We start from the raw sequence: 2627 nt of genomic DNA on the forward strand, positions 1-2627 counted from the left end.
CCAAAAATTATTCCTGCTAAAATGGAATTTCTGATTTTCTTCATTAACATGGTTATTGTTTTTCGTTTCGTTTTTTCAACATGACCGCTAACGTTTTCGGGCTTGGCGAAGTGCGGGCTTAACAGCACAAAAGTTTAATTAAAAGACAAAAGTTTATGATAAATACAGAAGATAAATTGAAAGACGAAACCCCGCATTTTGCCAAACACGTGTTATGTGTAGTTGCGGTTATTTAGCAGTGAACTTGAATTGAAAACGAATAAAAAAGAATTAGAAAAAAGAAGCGATGGAAATAAATAAATTATACAACGAAGATTGCCTAAATGCTTTGGCAAAAATACCTGATAATAGTATAGATTGTATTATCACAGACCCACCATACGGAACGAAAACAACTTTTAGAGATGGTTGGATGGTTGGCGAAAGAAGTAATGTAATGCCTTTAGTATTGCCTGAACTATTTAGAATATTAAAGCCTGATGGGGCTTTCTATTGCTTTACTTCATTTAGCAAAATGAGTGAATGGCTTTTAAGATTTGAGCAATACTTTAAACTACATAACTTAATTGTGTGGGATAAAGAAAGGCATAGTGGTTGTTTTTCTTCAAATGCTTGGCAATACACTTGGGAAGGCATTTTCTTTGGAACTAAAAACAGCCGACAAGTAAGAAAGTATTTGCCTGATGTAATTAGAAGCACTCAAAAAGGCAAAAGAAAAGCAATGGAAAAGCCTGTTGATATTTTGCAAATGCTAATTGAAGCAAGTACCGACAAAGGAATGGTAATACTTGACCCATTTATGGGAACTGGGAGTACTATTGAAGCCTGTATTAGAACAGAAAGGAATTACATTGGAATAGAGATAAACAAAGAGTTTTATCAGCATACAGAAAATCGTATTTCTTCTTTGTGCGGTGGGCTTTTTTCTAATTCTTTTTCAACCGAAAGTTCGATTGAAACGGAATGATAGCAATTACACATAACGTTCCCACGCTTGGCGTCAGTTGCGAACTTCGGAACTGATTATTTTCTGTTAAAGATAATATTTCTTGCGAAACGTGAATGTGAATTTACCACAAAATTCGCAATTGCGCCAAACGTGTGTTGGCGGTAGTATTTTTATATAGATTCAAATTTTCCGTTTCTGTATTCAAATAATTTTTCAGAAACTAAATGATCTCCATTTTCATTTATTTCGCTTATTGTCTGTTTAAGTTTCTTAATATTTTCTGCGTCATTTTTACCTGTAATAATTAACAAATCACGCGATGGAATTCCTACTACAAAATCACCATTAACTTTAAAGTTTTCTTCATTCCAAATGTCAAGCAAAATCATACTTGATTCATAATTTCCGTCCGCTAATAACATATAGTAACCATTTTCGCCGTGTCTTTCAATTTCGATTGAGTTTGACAAATTCTCTATAGCAATTTTTTTGAGTTCACTTTTTTCAATGTTTAGTTTTTCAAAATCTTCTTGAGTTAAATAATTTATGTTTGTTTCTGTATCTTCGACATAGAAAATATAAAGTTCGCTATTATACTTTTCGTAGGTGTGATTTTTCTCAAAATTTGGGTTTATTTCTAATACACTCTGAATGAAGCGTTCATCTTTAATTACTGGTAAAATGTCAGATATATTTATCGTTCCATTTGGTTTGTATAAGCTATCAGATGAATTTAAATATTTTTCAAAAACTTCTTCAATATTTTCTGGTTCTCTTAAATATTCAGAATAACAATTATTCAGAAAATGTTTGTATTCGTTCGAGTTTTGAAATTCTGTTTGGATTTCAAGACCATTAATAGAAAATATTTTCAAGCCTTCAACTTTTTCAGTAAGACGTTTTGCAAACTCTGTCGAAAATTCAATTTCGTTAAGCATATTTTTCAAATTATATTTTCTCGTTTCCGCTCGTTTAATATTACCGCCAACGTTCCGCGGCTTCGCGGCAGTTGTGAAGCCAGCGAACTGATTATTTTCTGTTAAAGATAAACGTTTTTCGTGAACACGTAAAAATAAAAACCAGCAATTGCGCGAAACCGCTGTTAGCAGTAGCTTTTTTTATTTGCTAATATTGAGTTTAACATACCACAAACTTTTATATCTTCCACCGTACAAGTCTTCAGGATATTCAAATGTTATTCTTCCGTCTCGATAAGTTGCTTTATTCTTTTTATTGTCAATTTCAAATTCTAAAACTGATTGCGGAACTCTTTTTCCCAAATTATTTTCGACGGTTTCGCATGATATTATTTTCCACTTTCCAGAAACACCTGATTTCTTATAGCTATCAATTAAGCTGAAAGTATAATTTCTGTGAAGTTTTAGAAAACTTATAGCTTCTCTTCCTTTTGTTGAATCCTTAATTTCCACACCTTTCTTTTCAATTCCATATTGTCCAATCATTTGCTCGTTGTCTTTACATTTTGAGCAACCTATGACAATGGTTTGAAACAGAAAAATAAAAAAATAGATGCTTCTCTTCGACTGCATTTTTTCTGGTTTAAAGGGTTTAAAAAAGTTACTGCTAACGGTTTGCCGCTTTGCGAAGGCGGGGATTTATAGCACTAAATTTCATTAGATGCACAAAACCTGAATTTAGCACTTCACTGTCATAGAAG

Annotated in this window: 3 protein-coding genes; 1 reads left to right on the forward strand and 2 read right to left on the reverse strand. The window is 32.5% G+C overall.

The features are described 5' to 3' along the window. Nucleotides 1-286: 286 nt before the first annotated feature. Nucleotides 287-967, forward strand: coding sequence for a DNA-methyltransferase (locus tag BUC09_RS14570; RefSeq protein WP_073312317.1), 681 nt, complete (start codon nucleotides 287-289; stop codon nucleotides 965-967). Nucleotides 968-1119: 152 nt separating this feature from the next. On the opposite strand, the gene BUC09_RS14575 is transcribed toward BUC09_RS14570, so the two are convergent. Together BUC09_RS14575 and BUC09_RS14580 are read right to left on the reverse strand one after the other, a co-directional pair. Further along, nucleotides 1120-1887: a DUF1444 family protein gene (locus BUC09_RS14575; protein ID WP_084127283.1), complete on the reverse strand. Its 768-nt coding sequence runs from the start codon at nucleotides 1885-1887 to the stop codon at nucleotides 1120-1122. A gap of 180 nt (nucleotides 1888-2067) precedes the next feature. Further along, nucleotides 2068-2499 (reverse strand): hypothetical protein, encoded by a 432-nt coding sequence (locus BUC09_RS14580; protein ID WP_143161950.1) that lies wholly within the window; start codon nucleotides 2497-2499, stop codon nucleotides 2068-2070. Between the last annotated feature and the right edge of the window lie 128 nt (nucleotides 2500-2627).

Origin of the sequence: Flavobacterium terrae (assembly GCF_900142035.1) — a bacterium.
GTDB classification, from domain to species: domain Bacteria; phylum Bacteroidota; class Bacteroidia; order Flavobacteriales; family Flavobacteriaceae; genus Flavobacterium; species Flavobacterium terrae.

Bases quoted from the DNA above. Each gene is read 5' to 3' on its own strand.
- BUC09_RS14570 (WP_073312317.1), top strand. From the start codon at position 287: ATGGAAATAAATAAATTATACAACGAAGATTGCCTAAATGCTTTGGCA.
- BUC09_RS14575 (WP_084127283.1), bottom strand. From the start codon at position 1,887: ATGCTTAACGAAATTGAATTTTCGACAGAGTTTGCAAAACGTCTTACT.
- BUC09_RS14580 (WP_143161950.1), bottom strand. From the start codon at position 2,499: ATGCAGTCGAAGAGAAGCATCTATTTTTTTATTTTTCTGTTTCAAACC.